Source organism: Spirosoma pomorum (assembly GCF_054776615.1).
The window spans coordinates 122,576-142,592 of record NZ_BAAHBP010000037.1 but is presented as its reverse complement, the minus strand read 5'-3'; the positions used below and the strand labels follow the sequence as shown (position 1 = coordinate 142,592).

9 protein-coding genes are annotated in these 20,017 nt (G+C 52.0%); 4 read left to right on the top strand and 5 right to left on the bottom strand.

Annotated elements, in window-relative coordinates:
* From ACYVAD_RS21680 to ACYVAD_RS21665, 4 genes are all read right to left on the bottom strand, one after another.
* Positions 1 to 6,851: putative Ig domain-containing protein (locus ACYVAD_RS21680; RefSeq protein WP_461141634.1), on the bottom strand; the 6,851-nt coding region annotated here is incomplete at its 3' end.
* Between the two features lie 184 nt (positions 6,852 to 7,035).
* Positions 7,036 to 7,611 carry an RNA polymerase sigma factor gene (locus tag ACYVAD_RS21675; protein WP_461141633.1) on the bottom strand — a complete coding sequence of 192 codons (576 nt, stop codon included), beginning with the start codon at positions 7,609 to 7,611 and terminating at the stop codon, positions 7,036 to 7,038.
* Between the two features lie 178 nt (positions 7,612 to 7,789).
* On the bottom strand, positions 7,790 to 11,911 hold the full coding sequence (locus ACYVAD_RS21670) for a hybrid sensor histidine kinase/response regulator transcription factor (protein WP_461141632.1): 4,122 nt from the start codon (positions 11,909 to 11,911) through the stop codon (positions 7,790 to 7,792).
* Positions 11,912 to 12,292: 381 nt separating this feature from the next.
* Entirely contained in the window at positions 12,293 to 12,586 is a 294-nt protein-coding gene (locus ACYVAD_RS21665) for a TIGR03643 family protein (RefSeq protein ID WP_461141631.1), read from the bottom strand.
* A gap of 346 nt (positions 12,587 to 12,932) precedes the next feature.
* Between ACYVAD_RS21665 and guaB the strand changes: the two genes are divergently transcribed.
* On the top strand, positions 12,933 to 14,405 hold the full coding sequence (gene guaB / locus ACYVAD_RS21660) for an IMP dehydrogenase (protein ID WP_461141630.1): 1,473 nt from the start codon (positions 12,933 to 12,935) through the stop codon (positions 14,403 to 14,405).
* 142 nt (positions 14,406 to 14,547) lie between these two features.
* Positions 14,548 to 15,501, top strand: a complete 954-nt coding sequence (locus tag ACYVAD_RS21655) for an aldo/keto reductase (protein ID WP_461141629.1) — start codon at positions 14,548 to 14,550, stop codon at positions 15,499 to 15,501.
* Positions 15,502 to 15,573: 72 nt separating this feature from the next.
* Here the strand turns inward: ACYVAD_RS21655 and ACYVAD_RS21650 are convergent, their stop codons facing one another.
* Complete coding sequence (locus tag ACYVAD_RS21650; RefSeq protein ID WP_461141628.1) at positions 15,574 to 16,320, bottom strand: metallophosphoesterase; 747 nt, start codon at positions 16,318 to 16,320, stop codon at positions 15,574 to 15,576.
* A 152-nt stretch (positions 16,321 to 16,472) separates the two neighbouring features.
* Between ACYVAD_RS21650 and recQ the strand changes: the two genes are divergently transcribed.
* Positions 16,473 to 18,632 carry a DNA helicase RecQ gene (recQ, locus tag ACYVAD_RS21645; protein ID WP_461141627.1) on the top strand — a complete coding sequence of 720 codons (2,160 nt, stop codon included), beginning with the start codon at positions 16,473 to 16,475 and terminating at the stop codon, positions 18,630 to 18,632.
* A 130-nt stretch (positions 18,633 to 18,762) separates the two neighbouring features.
* Complete coding sequence (locus ACYVAD_RS21640) at positions 18,763 to 19,881, top strand: lytic transglycosylase domain-containing protein (RefSeq protein ID WP_461141626.1); 1,119 nt, start codon at positions 18,763 to 18,765, stop codon at positions 19,879 to 19,881.
* The last annotated feature ends 136 nt before the right edge of the window (positions 19,882 to 20,017 follow it).

Sequence of the window (20,017 nt, the reverse complement as noted above, 5' to 3'; positions counted from 1 at the left end):
GAGGTCAGCGTAACGCTGTACACCCCCGCACTGCTCACACTGATCGAAGCCGTGGTCGCCCCCGTGCTCCAGCGCACACTGCCGCTGCCCACTGCCGTCAGCACCGCCGTCGGACTAGCGCAGGTCAAGGCCGTACTAGTTGGAGTGATCGTCAACGACGGAGCACTCTGGTCGGCCGTTACGTTCACACTCGAGGAAGTGGTGCAACCACTGGGGGCCGTCAGCGTTACGCTGTACACCCCCGCACTGCTCACACTGATCGAAGCCGTGGTCGCCCCCGTGCTCCAGCGCACTGATCCCGTACCCACTGCCGTCAGCACCGCCGTCGGACTGGCGCAGGTCAAAGTCGTACTCGACGTAGTGATACTCAACGACGGCGCACTCTGGTCGGCCGTTACGTTTACACTAGCTGAGCTAGTGCAGCCGTTGGGCGAGGTGACGGTTACCGAATAAGTACCCGGAGTACTTACCGCTTTGATAGCTGCGGTGGTATTGTCGTTCCAGCGGTATGTCCCCCCACCGGTGGCGGTCAGCGCCAGCGTTGGCGTGGTGCAGGTCAGGGTGGTACTGGACGGCACGAGAATGCGGGCCGTGGGGGGATTGGTATCGCTGGTGACAGTCGTACTAGCCGTATTCGTGCAGCCACTAGCATTAGCAACCGTTACGGAATATACCCCCGCAGTACTCACGGTTGCCTGGTTGGTGGCACCGATGCGCGTGGCTCCGGCACTAAACGTATAACTAGTACCGCCACCCGCTGTCAGGGTCACACTCGTTTGGGCACAACTCAGCGTACCACTGCTAACCAGCGTCGCTATTGGCACAGCGTTGACCGTCACGCTCACGACATCGGTGTTCACACAACCGCTAGCATTGCTGGCCACCACGCTGAAGCTGTAGGTACCAGCCACTAGTCCTACCACCGAGCGGGTGTTGCCTGAGCCGGCAATAGCTCCAGAAGGTCCGGTAAAGGTATACGAAGTTAAGCCATTGGTAGCCGACAAGCTGACAGCCTGCCCAGCACAGACGTTCGATGCATTCAACTCAACTATTGGTAAGCTATTAACGGTCACACTCGTTGTCGCCTGACTACTCTGTCCATTATCAGTCACAGTCAGCGTAAAGCTCTGTGTCCCTGAACCAGTTGAAGTTAAGCTCTGACTAAAAATCGCTCCCGTTTTGGCACCAGCAATTGAAATACCACTGCCATTGGTGAGCGTGTAATTATACGTTCCCGTTACATTGCCTACCGTGGCGGTGAAAGCAACAGGACTACCTACACAGACCGTGCTGCTCACCGCTTCAAAGCCAGCAACAGTTGGCGTATTGTCCACAATACTTAAGTTGTAGCTAACACTCACACCTGAGCAGCCATTCGCATCGGTAACCCGCACGGTGATGGTGAAGCTCCCCCCTTGTGTGGGCGTGCCACTCAAGACACCTGAAGTCGACAGCGTCAATCCATCGGGCAGACTACCACTGTCCACACTGAAACTGCGGGGAGCAGCCCCGCCCGACGCGCTGAAGGTCTGATTGAATGCAACGTTCACCCCTCCGCTTCGGGTAGTAGGGTTGTTAACCGTAACAGTGGCTGTTGTGCTGGTGACAGTAGTAGTAGTGGTGCTCACACAGCCGCTGGGGTTGGCTACCCGTACCGTGTAGGTGCCAGCCGCCGTCACAGCCACCGTGTTGGACGCACCCGGCGTTCCCAGCACACTACCTCCGCTAGTGGTGAAGGTATAAGAACTGCCCCCCGTAGCTGTCAGCGTTACGTTAGTGTTAGTACAGCTCAGAGGACCGCTGTTGGTCAGGCTGACCACCGGAAATGGACTCACTGTTAGCTGGGTGATGGCCCGGGCCGACTGGCCATTGTCACTGACAATTAAAGTGAAGCTTTGTATACCAGTTCCCGAAGAAGTCACCACCTGGCTGAAGAGAGCAGCTGATCTGCTACCACTAATGGGCGTGCTGACTCCGTTGGTGAGCGTGAAGTCGTAGAGGCCTGTTACGTTGCCCACCGTAGCGGTAAACGTAACGGGGTTACCTACACACGCTGTACTGGTAGCGGCTGCGAAGTCCTCGATGAGGGGTGTGTTGTCCACAATCGTCAATACGTAGGCAGCGCCTACCCCTGAACAGCCATTCGCGTCGGTGGCCCGCACGGTGATGGTGAAGCTCCCCCCTTGTGTGGGCGTGCCACTCAAGACACCTGAAGTCGACAGCGTCAATCCATCGGGCAGACTACCACTGTCCACACTGAAACTGCGGGGAGCAGCCCCGCCCGACGCACTAAAGAATTGGGTGAAGAGTACGTTCGTCCCTCCGCTTCGGGTAGTAGGGTTGTTAACCGTAACAGTGGCTGTTGTGCTGGTGACAGTAGTAGTAGTGGTGCTCACGCAGCCGCTGGGGTTGGCTACCCGTACCGAGTAAGTGCCAGCCGCCGTCACAGCCACCGTGTTGGACGCACCCGGCGTTCCCAGCACACTGCCTCCGCTAGTGGTGAAGGTATAAGAACTGCCCCCCGTAGCCGTCAGCGTTACGCTGGTGTTGGTACAGCTCAAAGGACCGCTGTTGGTCAGGCTGACTACCGGGAATGGGCTCACCGTTACATCAGCATTGGCTTCACCAGACAATCCATTATCACTGACAATCAAACTATAACTCTGCAAGCCAGAACCAGAAGAAATCACTACCTGGCTAAAAGTAGCGGCTGATCTGCTACCACTAATGGGCGTGCTGACTCCGTTGGTGAGCGTGAAATTGTAGGTGCCCGTGACGTTGCCCACCGTAGCGGTAAACGTAACGGGGTTACCTACACACGCCGTGCTGGGAACAGCTGCAAAGTTTGTAAGAGTTGGGGGATTACCGACAAGAAGCGAATACGTAGTGCTCACATTCGAACAGCCACTTGCGTCGGTAGCCCTGACGATAATGGGGAAATTACCCACTTGGGTAGGTGTACCGCTTACCACACCACTACTGGTCAGGGTGAGACCAGCGGGTAAGGTTCCACTGGCTAGGCTAAAGCTGTAAGGGGCTGTACCATTACTAGCGACAAAACTCTGGCTAAAGGGCTGCCCCGTTGCCGCTAAAGTAACCGATGGATTACTTATGCTAATGACCGTGGGAACTTCCTGGTACTCATAAGCACCCATGTCGATGACTCCATTGTTGAAGCGCCGGGGCCTGCCACCCAGGTCACTGGATGGCCCACCAGCCGTCGTGTAAGCTGCGTTACTACCCGCATTGAGGGCAGGCGAACAGCCACTCAGCTGAACGGATGTTGTGCTGATAAAGGGAGACACGTTCACTATGACGTTGTTAACCCCATTGGTGTAGCCGGTTACACCTGTCTCGAATAGACTATAACTGGCCGTCATACCGCCACTGGCACTGATGATCGCATTCGCCCCACCATTGTCAAAGAAAACACAGTTGGTCAGACCCGAGCTACTGCTCGCTATGTTGTAGATAGCCGCTCCGCTCCGGGCGGCAGTGTTACCACCGAAACTACAGTTGATTAATTGAGCATTGTTGTTGAGGTAAAGGCCACCGCCGTCAGCATCCGCATTGTTACTGAAAAAGGCTGTGTTGATCAACACCAAGCTGCTGCCCTGGTGAAACACCCCTCCCCCCCGTGAGTTGACTCCGCCACTGCTACGGTTGCCCTGAAACAGCGTATTGACCACTGTCAGGCTGGCAAAGTTAGCCAAAGCGCCCCCTACGTTTGTAGTCTGGTTGTTGAGGAAGATACAATCCTGGATGCTTAACTGCCCTCCCTGGTTGAGAATCGCTCCTCCATCCGCCTGGGCAGCTTGTCCATCGCTGAAGGTAAAACCTGTGAAGGAGACCGTTCCGGTGGTGCTGTTGGGAATGGTGAACAACCGATAATTGCCCCCCGCGCTGCGCCGGATGGTCAGGTTATTGGCTCCCGGCCCAATAAATGCGACCTCCTTATTGATGCCGGGTAAGGCACTGGTCAGATTGATGGTACCACTGATGGCTGCGGTTATTGTAAAGGGGCCCGGACAGGTCGTAGCCGCCAGCACGATCATGGCTTCTCGCAGACTACCGGGTCCGGCATCGTTGGTGTTGGTCACCTGCAGGTTGGGCGGGCAGGGTTCCGCCAACACCGCTAGGGTGTAGGGTTGACTGACCACGCGGCAACCGTTGGCATCAGAAGCCAGCACCGTGATTGTCGAATTGCCAGTTTGGCTGGGTCTGCCACTCAGTACGCCCGTGCTGGCCAGGGTGAGTCCAGGGGTTAGTGTACCGCTAAAGACAGTGTAGACATAAGGCGTTACACCACCGGCAGCGGTAAAAGTAGCACTGAACGGTATGTTTGCGGCCGCCGTAGTAACACCTGGATTTGTAACGACGATTGTTCGGCTATTAGCTGTAGGAACTTCCTGGTACTCATAAGCGCCTAGGTCGATGATACCGTTGTTAAAGCGCCGGGGACTACCACCCAGGTCACTGGCTGGCCCACCCGCCGTCGTGTAGGCTGCGTTACTGCCGGCGTTGATAGCCGGATTACAGGCACTTCCGTTCAGCTGAGCCGATGTTGTACTGATAAAAGGCGACACGTTCACTCTGACATTGTTGCCCCCATCGGTATAGCCCGTTACAGCTGTCTCGAACAGATTATAACTAGCCGTTACGCTAGCCCCACCGGCATTCCCAATTGTGTTTGATCCTCCATTGTCGAAGAACACGCAGTTGGTCAACGATGAACTGATAGCTCCAACGCTGTAGATGCCCGCTCCAACGCTAAAAGCGGTGTTGCGATTGAAACTACAGTTGACCAATTGAGCGCTACCACCCAAATAAAGACCTCCTCCAGATCTGCCTTCGTTATTAATGAAGGCAGTATTAACTACTGTCAGGCTGGCAAAGTTAGCCAAAGCGCCCCCTAAGTTTGTGGTCTGGTTGTTGAGGAAGATACAATCCCGGATGCTTAGCTGGCCGCCCTGGTTGAGAATCGCTCCTCCATTCGCGGTACCAGAAAGTCGTCCATCACTAAAAGTAAAGCCACGGAACGAAATAGTGGCGGTGGCACTGCTGAGGATGGTGAACAATCGATAGTTGCCTCCCGTGCTGCGCCGGATGGTCAGGTTGTTGGCTCCCGGCCCAATAAAAGCGACGTCTTTATTGATGTCGGGTAAGGCACTAGCCAGATTGATGGTACCACTGACGGCTGCGGTGATTGTATAAGGACCAGGGCAGGTCGTAATAGCCAAAGTCAGCATAGCTTCCCGTAAACTACCGGGTCCATCATTGTTGGTGTTGGTCACCTGCAAGTTGGGCGGACAGGTTTCCGCTGACACAACGAGCGTGTAGGGTTGACTCACTCCGGCACAGCCACCAGTGTCATAGGCCTGCACCGTAATGGTAAAGTTGCCGCTTTGGAGAGGGACACCACTCAAAACGCCTGTAGTTGCATTTACGGTTATTCCCGGTATATTTCCCGTGAAAATTGAATAGACGTAAGGGCCTACCCCACTGCTCGCCGTAAAGGTGGCACTGAAAGGTCGGCCTTGTGCTGCCGTAGTCACTCCCGGATTTGTAAGAGTAATCGTTTGGTTGTTTTGGGGGGGAGCCGCCTGATACTCATAAGCGCCCATGTCGATGATACCGTTGTTAAAGCGCCGGGGACTACCACCCAGGTCACTGGCTGGCCCACCCGCCGTCGTGTAGGCTGCGTTACTACCGGCGTTGATAGCCGGATTACAGGCACTTCCGTTCAACTGAACCGATGTTGTGCTCGTAAAGGGAGACACGTTAGTCGATACATTGTAATTGCCTGCATATCCACTTGCGGATCCGTCGAAGAGGTTATACGTAGCCGACACACGGGTACTCCCCCCATTAAAAATCGTGGCCGCTCCCCCATTACCGAAGAGGACGCAGTTAGTAAGTGTAAAGTTACCTGTACCCGTGCTGTACAAAGCCCCCCCTGTATTAGGAACGGAAGAATTACCCTGAAACGAACAATTAACCAATACAGGATTACTGTCTTCATTTGCGATAGCACCACCACCACCGTCATCACTGAAGGTGTTACCGGCTTTACTATTATTTAAAAATGAGCAGTTAATCAGCACTGGGTTACTGCTACTGGCGCTGAACATAGCTCCACCCCGGTCATAGGCTGTATTATTCTGAAACAAACAGTTGATAAAACGGGGGCTGCTGCCGGTATTATATACAGCTCCCCCATTTCCAAGTCCATTACCAAAATTACTAACCCCGCTTATGTTATTTATGAACAGGCAGTTGGTAACAGTTGGATTGCTGTTATCATTTGCTAACGCCCCCCCCGAACTTTGAGTACTGAAATTACTCTGAAATACGCAGTTGGTCAGCGTTGGACGGCTGTTTACATTATACATTCCTCCGCCAACGCTAGTCCCTGTGAGGCCAGAGCCAGTGGGACGGCCTCCCGTAATGACAAATCCATCCAGAACCGCTGTGTTGGTTAGACCCGTGTTGTTGATGACATGGAAGCAATTGTCACCATCACTTCCTACCCTTCCAATATCGCCACTGAGTGTACTGCTGGAAGGCTGACCCATTATTGGACTAGTAAGCAGACGCTGATTTATATTCGTCTCAATACCAGTAAATCCTCCATAGATGGCCACTCCATCCTTCATAGCAAAGCTGACAGTACGACTGGCAGGACTAGTTTCAATAGGCTTGTAGGTACCAGTCGCCACCCACACCTGATCGCCGGCTGCGCTGGTGCTGATCATGGCCTGTAGATCGCTGCTGGCATTGGCCCAGCTGCTACCGTTGCCATTGCCAGTGGACGTGGGTTTAACGTAACGAATGGTCTGAGCCTGGGTCATCAGGCTTAGCGAGAGCAAGGCAACAATCAGAAAGCTACTCTGGATAACTTTTACTATGAATGAGCCCCTGCAAAAAGAAGTAAAAAGGAGGTATAGGTTATATTCCATAAAATAGAGTAGAAAAGAAGGTCATAGATGAGCCAGCCCAATCGCTGGTGTTTAGTTGACGGTAATCACCGAAAAATTACTTGACTAGTTTGGTAGCAGCCATACCCGTATCAGCGTAAAGCGCCGTCTGTAACCGATCCCGGCTCCGTTTCAATCTCATTTTTACGGCCCCTTCCGACAGGCTGACTTGCTGGCAGATTTGTTGGATCGATAAGCCTTGCTCGTACTTCAGCCGTAGTAGCTTTTGCTCCTCAGCTGGCAACTGGCTCAAGGCCGCTTCCTGTGCCTGAAAAAGATATTCGGTATCGTCAGTCGTTTCGTCACTGGCCAGATGGTCACTGCACGCTTCGGTCAGTGGTACCATTTTTCGGCGGCTCTCCTGTTGGAGCTTCGTCAGGCAATGATTGTAGGAGATGGCGTACAACCAGGTAGAAAAAGACGAGCGGTTTTGAAAGCTATTTCGCTTTTCGAAGGCTTTGAGGAAAATATCCTGGGTGTAATCCTGAGCCGCCATTTCATCCTTCGTCATGGCCAGGCAGGTCCGAAATACTTTACCGACGTACTGACGGTAGAGTTGAGCAAAGTGATCATCTGGCTGGTGAGCCAATGCCACGTCAGCGGCAGGCTGGTTAACCGGTAGGTTTGTCTTCATAAGCAATGAGCTGTATGGGCTGCCAGCAAGCATGCACGTGTATGCCAGATGGTGGTGCAAATAGCCACCTGGCGGAAGAACCTGCTAACACGCTCGTTACATTCAGTAACAACCACGTTACATAGCCACAAAAAAAGCCTGATAAATCAGGCTTTTAGGTACAATAGCCGCTATTGTATTAAGTAATCGGCACGTCCTGTTTACCATATTGCGAGGGAGGAACGTGGTACCGTTCCTGAAAGACTTTGGCGAAATAAGACAGGTTGTCGAACCCAACCGAGTACGCAACCTGGGTTACGCTTTGCCGACCTTCCATCAATAACTCGGCGGCTTTTGCCAATCGAATGTCGCGGATGAGCTGAGTTGCAGTAGTACCAGCCACCGCCTTCAGCTTGCGGTGCAGCTGAACGCGACTGAGATGAACTGACCCGGCCAGGTCTTCGACGGTAAAGTTTGTGTCGTCCAGATGCTGATTCACGACGGCCACCAGTCGATCCAGAAACAGCTGTTCGGCCGCTGGCAGCGCGTTAGGAATCGGTTGCTCTCCGGCTTCTTTGCGGTCTTTGCTGAACCATTGCAACAACCGCCGTCGTTGCTCGATCAGATTCCGTACCCTCGCCTGTAGTTCTGCCTGGTTGAAGGGTTTGGTCAGGTAATCGTCGGCCCCAGCATCGAACCCGTCGATCCGATCATCAACGGTAGCTTTGGCGGTGAGCATGATAACCGGAATATGACTCGTTGCTTCCTGCGCTTTCAATGCTTTACAGAAACCAAAGCCATCGAGCCGGGGCATCATCAGATCGCAAATCACAATATTGGGCAGGACAGCCGTAGCTAACTCCAGTCCTTCCTGACCATCCTGAGCTTCGACAACGTCGAACGATGACTCAAACACGCTGCGCACGTAAGCCCGGATATCGGCGTTGTCGTCAATAATGAGCAGAATGTTATCGGTTGCAGGCGTTGATAGGTTAGGCTCGGGTACGGCGGTCCGGCTTTCGGCGCTGCTCAGACCGGGTTCCGGCCACTCGACGGTCTGCGGGGGAACTTGCTCATGACGAATCACTGGTAACTGGACGGTAAATTTGGTACCGACGCCCTCCGTACTCGAAACAGCAATGGTACCGCCTAATACCGTGACCAGCTCACTGACCAGAGCCAGGCCAATACCCGTCCCTTCATAGACGCGGTTAGATCGCCCATCGACCTGGTAGAAACGCTCGAAAATGGCCGACAAATTGGCCGGTGCAATACCAATACCGGCGTCTTCTACAGTGATCGTCAGTAGATTAGCGGAGCCCGGTTCTGGATAATCAATGTGTAGCCGGACCTGATTACCCGCGGGGGTAAACTTGAAGGCGTTGGCCAGCAGATTAGTGACTATTTTCTCCAGCTTATCGCGGTCGAAACTAGCCGGATAATGACTAGGTTCCGTGGTGAACGTAAATTGAATCTGGCGACTCTGCGCCAGCGAGTCGAAGGAGGAGGCCAGTGTACGGAAGAAAACGGCCAGGTCACCTGGCTGAAGGTCCGCTTTGAGCTGGCCCGCTTCCAGTTTGCTCAGATCAAGGAGCTGATTGATCAGGCTAAGCAGACGATTGCTGTTTCGTTCCATCGACGCGATAACCGGCTCAGTCAGCGTAACTACGTTCTCGGTCCGAAACCGTTGCTTTATATCTGTCAGGGGCCCCAGAATCAGCGTTAATGGTGTGCGAAATTCATGAGAGATATTCGTAAAGAATTGCGTTTTCAGACTATCGAGTTCGGCCAGCCGGCTGGCTTCTTTTTGTTCAAAAAGCACCTGTTGCTGCAGGAGCCACCGTTGTTTCTGAATTCGATATAACTGCCAGCCCACGAACAGGAGGAAACTGAAATAAAGCAGGTACGCCCACCAGCTTCGGTAAAAGGGAGGATGAATCCGGATAATCAGCGGAATAGCTTTGTTCCAGACATCACCATTGGTGGAGCCTTCTACCTCAAACGTATACGTTTCACTGGGTAATTGCGCGTAGTTGGCGAAACGGTTGGTACCAGCCTCGACCCAGCCCTTGTCGATACCATGCAGCCGGTAACGAAACTGATTTTTTGCGGAGTTGGTAAAGTCCATAACGGCAAACTCCAACGTCAGCAAATTTTGGTCGTGCGACAAATCGAGCCGTTGCGTCTGTTCGATACTGGATGATAAAACGCCGTCGGGCGCCCCCACCGCTACGGGCTCGTTATTGATCCTTAAGCCAATGATATGAACCGGCGTAACCGCTCCGGCAGCACTTGCTGACACATCTTTAGGCCGAAAGGCTGTCAGTCCGTTCACCCCTCCAAAAAGCAATTCGCCCGAGGCCGTTTTCAGAAACGATCCCGTATTGAATTCGTCATCCTGCAGACCGTCCGCTTTGGTGTAATTCCGAAACTTGAGCGTCCGGGGATCAAACTGCGCCAGACCTCGGTTGGTACTCATCCAGAGCTGTTTGGATTCGTCCTCCAGAATACCGTAGACCACTTTATTGGGTAACCCCTGAGCTTCGGTGAAGTGACGAAATTTACCCGTTTGCTTGTCGAGTCGTTCCAACCCCCCTCCTTTTGTGCTCACCCACAAGTAGCGAAGCGGTTCGTATGGATCATCGATTGTACTCGACACGAAATTGTTACTCAGGCTTTCGCGCACCGTCACGTCGTTCGTGTAGATCGAAAAGGTTGGGGTTGTCAGCGGATGATCGACTCGGACCAACCCGCTCCCTGTACTAATCCAGCCCGTACCACTTCGGTCGAGATACAGGCCGTAGGTTCCCACTTCAGCGGCTGGCTGGGGCAACAGGTGTTGATAAGAAAACACACTGAATGTTTCGGTAATCGGATCGAAACGAAGGAGTTTACCATTCACAGACCCAATCCAGAGATTACCCGCTTTGTCCTGCCTAGTTTGGTTTCCGTATTCCCCAAAGGCAGTACCTTTTGGCAGCGGATAGGTTTTGAGTCGTTGCCATTTTTCTGAGAATTTAACAAGCTGATGCGTATTAGGTTTGGCCCGTATATCGATGAAGGACGCCCAGAAGAACCCCTGCCGATCCTGCATCAGGTAAACTGACCGGTTCATGAGGGCGTCGCTTTTTACCAGAAAAGGCACTCGCCGATTAGCCTGACGGTCCAGCCGGCCATAACTGAACTGATCGCGTACGTAAATCTGTGCCTGACGATCTTGAGCCAAATGCGAGAGTGACGTGTTGGGTAAGTAGGTCTGAAATTGTTTGATACGCGGACTAAACTTACGCAGTCCATAACCTGCCGTGCCCACCCAGATAGTACCCGTCCTGTCCAGCAGCAATTTAGTGACACCAAACAGGTTGGGTGGCAGGACGGCGAACGCATTTTGTTCTGATAGCTGAGTTTGGGCGTACAGCTGGGCAGGCGACATGAGCCACAAAAAGTCTGGCGTTGCTACAGCTACGGTAGTGTCATTGAGTGTATCCAGGTATACATTGAAGTTTTTGGTGAGTGGTAAACCAACGACCTTTCGCTTGGCCTGTTGCCAGCCAATAAGGGTGTCAGCACTAAAGCCAAACCAGTAGCTGGGTTGTTGTCCATCGGGGGTTGCCTGGAACAGGGTAGCCAGCGGTCCAAACTGCCGGATTGCCGTATAGCGGTTTGGTTGCGGCCGTCGCCAGTCCAATCTGTACAATTCCCGGGCGGCACTGACGATTGCCTGCCCATCACGATGAAAGCGGATTCGGGCCGGGGCACTTCCACCGCTCAAACCATTTAGCGGAAATGAGAACCGATTGAAGCGAACCATGGGCGTGGCGTCGGCCTGCTGGGGAAAATCTTTTTTTAACGAATCACCCAGGGTGACTTTCACGAGTTTGTTCTGGCTGGTGCCGACCCAGATGTTTCCTTCGGGATCTTCGGCTAACGTAACAATCTCATAGTTACCAGCATCCGGTGAGGTCGGATCGCTCAAATCGATATGATAAAACCGGTGAGTTCGTTCGTCGTACAGATTGAGCCCCCGGTTCAGAGTACCTATCCACAACCGCCCGTGACGATCAATCAATAAAGATGAACAGGCATTGGACGACAGGCTGAATTTGTTGTAGGGATCATGCGTAAAAACGGTAAAATTGTAGCCATCGTAGCGATTTAGCCCATCTTTGGTGGCTACCCAGATAAAACCTTTCTTGTCCTGTTTGAGGTCGTAGATCATGCCCTGCGACAGACCATCCGAAATAGTTATCTCTTGCCATCCTTTTGGCTGCGCCAACAGGCTAGTCGACAAAAGCAGAAATAGTAACCAGAGAAAGTACATTTTCTATCATATGTGGTATTCAAAGTACGGAAATAGGTACATTCCCGACTGATACTAAGCGATAAATTAACATTATCTATCGTCCTAAAAGAGAATACAATACTGTTTATCGGCAGCAACGTGCTAGGACAATCCCAGCCTACCGTTCTGGTAAGCCCATTCCTTCCGCGCTACCGGAACAGTCAGCACAACAAAAATGCCAATGTTTCGTCAACCTATTTGTGCTTTACTGCCTGTCAACTGAATGATTCAGGCACCTGCGTCGACCAGCCTTGCTTGCTACAACTCCTGCTCCGTCGCTGAACGTATCAAGAACCGGACCAGGTAGTTAGAAGTAAACATTATCCAAGTGACGATAACGTAATACAGCTACTCGTGTAGCTACCGCTTACTAATCTTATTATGGCTCACTGACCGCTGCTGGTCCGATTTAAACCGGGCATCGGTGACTGCCGATAGAGCTTCATGCTTGGTAGTACGTCCCTGTACCCGGGCTCGCCACCGTCGCCAGCCGTTGGGTGTCAGTTGCTGGCGCATAAGGGTGATAACTGCCGACTCGGACAAACCGAATTGGCGCTGAATGGCGTCAAATGGCGTTCGATCTTCCCAGGCCATTTCGATGAGTCGATCCAGTTCCTCTTCCGTGAGGGTAATGGGCGTTGCTTGTGCTTTCATAGTTAGTTAACTCCATGATCAATTGAACAGTTATCCGACAATCACCTGATGCCGGTTATACTATTGCTGCTACAGCTATGTACAACTAAAGAATCAAGAGTCCAGTCTGGGTACAACTGAGCCTGACTCCCGCCCAGCATTATGTATTAACCGTAATCCATTCTGTATGTGCCATTGGCTATCTGAGCTAATATTGAGCAGGTAGCTCACTAAAAAAAGTTAGGACTTGCTGATTTAGTTGGGCCTTCACCACGTTTTACTAAAATATTAAATTCCCAGGTTTTACGCTCAAACTAAAATTTTTCCGTAGTTTTGTCTGGCAAATAACACCTCTTGTTTATTTGCCATGAGCTTAGATACCAGCAAGTTTCTCTACGAGGCTCTCACCTACGACGACGTACTGCTATTACCTGCCTATTCGGAGGTCCTCCCACGCGATACGCAAACCACTACCCAGCTTACCCGCAGCATCCAGCTAAATATTCCCCTGATTTCGGCGGCTATGGACACCGTTACCGAATCGGATTTGGCGATTGCGATGGCGCAGGAAGGCGGTATCGGTATTATCCATAAAAACATGAGCGTCGAAGCGCAGGCCGATCAGGTCCGCAAAGTGAAACGCTCGGAAAGTGGGATGATCATCGATCCCATTACGCTACAGGAAAGTGCATCACTCTCCGATGCCCTCAAAATCATGCGCGAGTTTAAAATTGGCGGTATCCCTGTTGTGGACAACGCCAACAAACTCGTCGGTATCCTGACCAACCGCGATCTGCGTTTCCAGAGTGATCTGTCGCAGCCGGTTACGGGTATTATGACAAGTCAGAATCTGATTACGGCGAAAGCGGGGCTGACACTTGAAGAGGCCGAAAGCATTCTGCAGCAGTATCGGATCGAAAAACTGCCGATCGTTAACGACGATTATCAGTTAGTAGGCCTAATTACGTACAAGGACATTCTAAAGAAGAAAAGCCACCCGAACGCCTGCAAAGACGAACTGGGCCGGCTACGCGTTGGTGCAGCCGTCGGCGTTACGCCCGATCTTATCCGGCGTATCGAAGCACTGGTGAAAGCCGGTGTCGATGTTATTAGCGTTGATACAGCGCACGGTCACTCAAAAGGGGTACTGGACGCCGTACGGAACATCAAACAGCAGTTCCCCAATTTACAGGTTATTGCCGGTAACGTAGCAACGGGCGAAGGTGCCAAAGCCCTTGCTGATGCTGGTGCTGACGCGGTTAAAGTCGGCGTTGGTCCAGGCAGTATCTGTACCACCCGGATTATCGCCGGTATTGGTATGCCCCAGCTATCGGCGGTCTATGAAGCCGCCAAAGCGCTGGAAGGCACTGACGTTCCGGTTATCGCTGACGGTGGTATTCGGTTCTCAGGCGACATTACAAAAGCGATCGCGGGTGGTGCCAGTACGGTTATGATTGGCTCACTTCTGGCCGGTACAGAAGAAGCACCGGGCGAAGTGGTTCTGTACGAAGGTCGTCGCTTTAAAACGTATCGTGGTATGGGATCGGTTGAAGCAATGGAAGATGGCTCGAAAGACCGCTATTTCCAGGATGCCGAAGACGATATCAAAAAACTGGTACCAGAAGGTATTGTCGGTCGTGTGCCATTCAAAGGACGCGTTTCCGAAATTATCTACCAGATGGTTGGGGGCCTAAAAGCGGGAATGGGATACTGCGGTGCCAGTAGCATCAAAGCGCTCCACCAGGCTAAATTCGTTAAGATTACGACAGCTGGTTCGCGGGAAAGCCACCCACATGATATTTCGATTCAGAAGGAAGCGCCGAACTATTCGGTTCGCTAAACAGTAATCGATCAGGTGTAAGAAGGGAGTCGGTAGTTCATCTACGACTCCCTTCTTCTTTTTGGCAAACCGTTCCTCGACAGGGTTAGTTGTCATACGTAGCAGCTTACTAACAAAGCTGTGTTCTTAACTCAATAACGTAATGGAAAAACGTACTCTTGGCAACACGAATCTGTCAGTTGCTCCGCTGGCGTTTGGCGGTAACGTATTCGGCTGGACAGCCGACGAAGCTACTTCTTTTCAACTATTGGACGCGTTTGTCGACGCGGGTTTTAACCTAATTGATACGGCCGATACGTACTCGCATTGGGTACCGGGCAACAAAGGCGGAGAATCGGAAACAATCATCGGAAAATGGTTAAAACAAAGCGGTAAGCGCGATCAGGTCATTATTGCAACCAAGCTCGGCTCCACCCAGACACCCGGTCGGAAAGGTAATCTGTCTCGTGACTACATGCAGAAAACCGTTGAGGAATCTCTGCAACGGCTCCAGACCGATTACATTGACCTGTATCAATCGCACTACGACGATCCGCAGACGTCAATCGAAGAAACGCTGGCTAGTTTTGGTGATTTGATCGAAGCGGGTAAAGTAGGCTACATCGGCGCGTCGAATTTCTCGCCGGAGCGGCTCAAACAATCATTAGAGATCAGCAAAAAAGAAGGGTTACCCAGCTACAAAACCCTGCAACCAGAGTATAATCTGTATGACCGGGAACAGTACGAAACGCAGTACGCTCCCATCGTTGCCAACTATGGACTGAGCGTAATCAGCTATTATTCGCTGGCCAGTGGTTTCCTGACGGGTAAGTACCGCTCAGAAGCGGATTTATCGAAAAGTCAGCGGGGGCAGGGCGTCAAAAAATACCTAAACGAACGGGGTCAGCGAATTCTAAAGGCGCTGGATGAAGTTGCCGATCAATATAACGCGACGCAAGCTCAGGTATCACTTGCCTGGCTGATGGCTCAACCAAATATTGGTGCTCCTATAGCCAGTGCCACCAGCGTTCAGCAGGTACAGGATATTGCGAAAGCCGCCGATCTGAATCTGGATCAGGCTGCACTAGAAAAACTAACGACTGCCAGCGCTTATTAGCAATCTGTTTTAGCGAGCGGGCCAGCGAACATGTAAACCGATTCACGTTTGCTGGCCCTCTTGCTTTTGATCTCAGACCAGTTGACCATCTAGGTAATGCACCGTACTGTTGGTACCGTGATTCGTCAGGTTCAATTCACGAACGCCAATTCGATAATGGTCAACAGCGAAGGTTGGCGAATCCTGAGTCAGCTGAAAAAAAGTAGAGGGCGTAATCAGCGTCAGCAGGTTTCCCCGCTGCACCGTTTTCTCGACGTGGTAATGCCCGCAAACTACCGTAACGTGACAGGGCAGATCTTTGATTAACTCCAGAAACTCATCACTCTGCCGAAAGGCATATTTACCGTCCATAAATGCTACGTCGGACAATAACGGAGGATGGTGCATAAAGACGAGCAAATTGCTGTGCCGTAAAGCGCTCAGGTACTCTTTCAACCAACTGAGTTGCTGAGCAGAGAATTCTCCACGGGCGCTGTCCAAAAATAGCGTAGGTCTCCCCTCCAATGGTACGGCATAGTACAGCTCATTCCCGTGCAGGTGGTGCGTCAGGTTAAATGCTTTCGCCAGCATGACCGAGTCGTCATGGTTACCTGATATGACGTAATACGGATAGGGCAATGGAGCCAGTTGTTGTTTTATCCAGTCGTAAATGGCGGTATCACCCACATCAACACACAAATCTCCTCCGATAACCAGGCAATCCGGTTTGAGTCCCGACAGATAGGCCAACGCGTTCAGAAAGTTACGCCGGACATCTACGCCCTGTGGTTTCTCGCCATCGGAGCCGATGTGAATATCAGTGATGAAAGCAATACGCATTGTCGAAAAGGGGAATGTACTAGCGAGATACAAACAGCTGGCTTAGCGTCGACAAGTTAGTCGTTCACGGCGGAAGATGGTACCAAAAACAACGAAATGGCCCCGGGCCAAGCCGACTTTTTTGCGTATATTTGATAGTACTTGTGCAAAAAATGACCACCAACGACGCCTTCATCAGCGAGCAGACTCGTCTCAGCGACCCCGTTGATTATCTCAAACGCTATTACGGCTACGATCGCTTCCGCCCCATGCAGGAAGATATCGTACGGTCGGTATTGAGCGGACGGGATACGGTTGTACTTATGCCAACCGGGGGTGGCAAATCAGTCTGTTTTCAAATTCCGGCGTTGATGCTACCTGGGCTGACTATCGTTGTATCGCCCCTGATTGCCTTGATGAAAGACCAGGTAGGGGCTTTGCACATGAACGGTATCGAGGCTGCCTATTACAATAGTACCCAGACCAGTCAGGAACAGCGCGCAATCGAGGATGACTGCATCAGCGGAAAAATCAAACTGCTGTACGTCTCACCCGAGAAACTGCTAACCGATTCGTTCTTCTATATTCTTCAGCGAGCGAATCTATCGTTGTTTGCTATTGACGAAGCGCACTGTATTTCCTCCTGGGGGCACGATTTTCGTCCGGAATACACGCAGTTACATATTCTAAAAGAACGCTTCCCGAACGTACCGACGGTGGCCCTGACCGCTACTGCTGATAAACTGACCCGGCAGGATATTGCTACTCGGCTAGGCATGGTCGACCCGGCCATTTTTGTGTCGTCCTTCAATCGGCAAAATCTGAGTTTACAGGTACTTCCCGGCCAGAACCGAATCCAGCAGATTATCCGGCTCCTGCAAAAGAAGCCTGATACGTCTGGAATTATTTACTGTCTGAGCCGCAAATCGACGGAATCTCTGGCGGCCAAGTTGCAGGAGAAGGGTTTCAACGCGGCTTTTTATCACGCCAAAATGGACCCGGCCGACCGCGGCCGCACTCAGGAAGCATTCCTACGCGACGACGTGCGAATCATGTGCGCGACTATCGCCTTTGGTATGGGTATCGACAAGTCCAATGTTCGTTGGGTTATTCACTACAACCTGCCCAAGAACATCGAAAGCTTTTACCAGGAGATAGGCCGGGCAGGACGGGACGGGGCCGATGCACAGACGGTTCTCTTCTATAGCTTTGCCGATGTGGCTACCTATAAAGATATGCTGGCGGAAAACAACCCGGCTAACCTCGGATTACAGCTGGCCAAACTGGAGCGGATGCAACAGTACGCCGATGCCCATACGTGCCGTCGTCAGATCCTCCTCTCCTACTTCTCCGAAGATCTGCCGGAGCCCTGCGGGAACTGCGATGTCTGCCGCGATCCGCGCGTTACGTTCGACGGTACGGTTCTGGCCCAGAAAGCCCTTTCGGCCATTATCCGGACGGGCGAACGAGTTCCGATGAATCTGCTTATCGACATTCTACGGGGTTCGCGCAGTCAGGCTATTATTCAGGGAGGATACGACCAGGTAAAAACCTATGGAGCGGGTAAAGATCTGCGTTTCGAGGATTGGCGCAACTATTTGCATCAGCTGATCAATATTGGTGTTATCGAAATCGCCTACGATCAGCACTACGCCTTACGGCGGGGAATTCTGGCCAGCCAGGTGCTGTACGAAGGTCGTAAAATCGAGTTGGTACGTCCCGACGATGCCCCAAAACCAGTAGTCGAAAAGGCCAAGCCCAAAACCGAAGCCAACCGAAACGAACTGTTCGAAGAACTGCGGGTGCTACGCAAGCAGCTTGCCGACCAGCAGAACGTTCCACCTTACGTTATCTTCACCGATACAACACTGGAAGATATGGCGCGCCAGCGTCCTACTACGCCCGATGCATTACGTAACGTCAGCGGGGTTGGCGAACGGAAACTTCAGTTATTCGGTCGCCAGTTTCTGGAGGTTATTTTGAACCACGTCCGGGGCCGGGTCCAGGCGGGCGAAAAACCCAAGGGATCGACCCAGCTACTAACGCTGGATCTGTACAATCGAGGTATGTCGCTGGAGGAGATTGCGGCTGAACGCCAGCTCACCCCAGGGTCGGTTGCCGGGCACCTGGTGCAGCTTGCCCGGGCTGGTTACGAGATTGATCTGGAGGAGCTTCTGGACGCCCAGGTTAGCTCCGCTGAACGAGCTGAAATTGAGCGGGCTGTTGAAACTGTAGGTGTGCCGGATGGGCGTTTAAAAGCGGTTTACGATCATCTCAACGGCCGGTATTCGTACGTGCAATTGACGCTTGTAACCGCCCTACTGGAAAGGTAAAATCCAACTTTAACCGGGACCGTTGGATAATTCGTAGATTGTTCACTAGGTTCTTCTCAGTCGATTGGTTAATTTCGTTCTCAGTTAGTCGCCGGGCCCGTTACGTAAGTACGGGTTTTGTCGTCTTACCATGCTACAACAAATACCAACCATTTTGATTAAAGAACTAAGTCTTTCACTACTTCTGGCTGCGGTAAAGCCCGCCTTTGCCCTGGTAACAATAGGAGCCGATACCAGTCGAAATTTGTCAATAGCCAACGGCTTAGACACGCCTTCTCTCTTAGTCGCAGATTCCTCAAAACGCGTTTTTCCCATTTATTTCTGTGGCGAAGAAGTCCCGGTTCACGAACGCAAAGTATCCCGTCGCTGGCTTCAGACATTACGCACCTACGGTTCCCAGAGCTCCTGTCTGACTGACATGCGGGAGAGGGCTTCCACGTTCTTTAGAATTATTGACCCGATTCTGGTCAAACACCGTATCCCCCGCGATTTCCGCTTCATGCCATTGGTTGAAAGCGCTCTGGTCAACCACAGTACGTCGCACAAAGGAGCGTCTGGCTATTGGCAGTTAATGCCCGGCACGGCGCGTGAGTTGGGACTAACGGTGTCGGGTAAGGTAGATGAGCGGTATGATCTGGAAAAATCAACCGTAGCCGTTTGCCGGTACCTTCACCAACTCTACGGCGAACTTGGCTCCTGGACATTGGTGGCGGCAGCCTATAACGGCGGTATTACCCACGTTCAGAATAAAATGAGTCAGCAACGGCAGTCAAACTATTACAAGTTACGGCTGCATCGCGAGACAAGTCACTACCTATTCCGAATTCTGGCTTACAAGGAGCTGCTCAGCAATCCCCGGCAGTACGCACTTCTGCTGGATGAGTCCACAATTGCAGAGTTGACTAAACCGCTGCCTAACTGGACCAAACCACTGGCCACCCCCAGAAAAATTGACGATTCGCCAACCGTTGAGTTAGTCGACATTGATTACAACGATCCAACCTGGGGACCACGCCACAACAGATCACTGACCAAACTCCCCTCCGACACGCAGCAGCTTATCGCCCGGGCATCATCCCTGCAAAAAAGCTTTTCGATGCCCGACGGCGATCTGGATACACCCAGTACGAGTCTACCAATCAAAAAGCTGATGATGGGGCTTATGGTCCTTCGCTTTCGGCGGCCTCGCTTTCTGAAACGTAAAAAAGATGCAGGGCTGCGCCCAGTACATATCTGGGACTGGATTTAGTGACGTATTCTTTCAGCAAAGAAATTTTCACGCACTAACAATAGTCTTAGCTGTAGCGTCAAGAATCGGAAATCTTCACTCTACATTGTTACTATAGTATCGTTTTGTCGTCAAATTGGTAGCATATTTGCAACCG

What these genes read in the sequence shown, in the direction of transcription:
- ACYVAD_RS21675 (WP_461141633.1), bottom strand. Translation starts at nt 7,611, where the DNA reads ATGAAGACAAACCTACCGGTTAACCAGCCTGCCGCTGACGTGGCATTG.
- ACYVAD_RS21670 (WP_461141632.1), bottom strand. Translation starts at nt 11,911, where the DNA reads ATGTACTTTCTCTGGTTACTATTTCTGCTTTTGTCGACTAGCCTGTTG.
- ACYVAD_RS21665 (WP_461141631.1), bottom strand. Translation starts at nt 12,586, where the DNA reads ATGAAAGCACAAGCAACGCCCATTACCCTCACGGAAGAGGAACTGGAT.
- guaB (WP_461141630.1), top strand. Translation starts at nt 12,933, where the DNA reads ATGAGCTTAGATACCAGCAAGTTTCTCTACGAGGCTCTCACCTACGAC.
- ACYVAD_RS21655 (WP_461141629.1), top strand. Translation starts at nt 14,548, where the DNA reads ATGGAAAAACGTACTCTTGGCAACACGAATCTGTCAGTTGCTCCGCTG.
- ACYVAD_RS21650 (WP_461141628.1), bottom strand. Translation starts at nt 16,320, where the DNA reads ATGCGTATTGCTTTCATCACTGATATTCACATCGGCTCCGATGGCGAG.
- recQ (WP_461141627.1), top strand. Translation starts at nt 16,473, where the DNA reads ATGACCACCAACGACGCCTTCATCAGCGAGCAGACTCGTCTCAGCGAC.
- ACYVAD_RS21640 (WP_461141626.1), top strand. Translation starts at nt 18,763, where the DNA reads ATGCTACAACAAATACCAACCATTTTGATTAAAGAACTAAGTCTTTCA.